Annotated in this window: 1 protein-coding gene; it reads right to left on the bottom strand. The window is 44.7% G+C overall.

The features are described 5' to 3' along the window. Positions 1-37: 37 nt before the first annotated feature. Entirely contained in the window at positions 38-322 is a 285-nt protein-coding gene (locus A612_RS16785) for a hypothetical protein (protein WP_141630292.1), read from the bottom strand. Positions 323-423 lie beyond the last annotated feature (101 nt).

Below are 423 nucleotides of genomic sequence, written 5' to 3'. Positions count from 1 at the left end.
GTTTTTTGTATTGGCTGTTAGCTCTGGTGCAATATTGTTATTCGGCCGCAGCCGCTTTTGAGGCACTGCGACGGTATTTGATAATCAGATACACCACATAAATCTGCAAAGCGGCTGAGGCGAGCTGACCAATAATAGACTGCAGCTCAGTATATTTTTCGGCATATACATACAAAGACAAATTACCGACTGCAAAAGCCAGCCAGGTTAAAGCCGGCACCCCTTCGGAGGTTTTGGTTTTTAATAAGTGCCGCAACTGCATCAGGGTTGCAGCAGGGAAAATAATCGCAGGCACGTAACCTGCCAGTTCAATTAAAGTCATGGTGTTTATCCAGGGAATTAAAACGTAACCAAGTGCAGACGACACTTAGCCAACAGATGATGAAGCATAACAACAACGGATAGGAAATTCAACCGCATGAG

Origin of the sequence: Melaminivora alkalimesophila (assembly GCF_000282995.1) — a bacterium.
In the GTDB taxonomy this organism is placed as follows: domain Bacteria; phylum Pseudomonadota; class Gammaproteobacteria; order Burkholderiales; family Burkholderiaceae_C; genus Melaminivora; species Melaminivora alkalimesophila.
This window is presented reverse-complemented; position numbering and strand designations above follow the sequence as displayed.

Coding starts and splice junctions, on each gene's coding strand:
- A612_RS16785 (WP_141630292.1), bottom strand. CDS start 322: ATGACTTTAATTGAACTGGCAGGTTACGTGCCTGCGATTATTTTCCCT.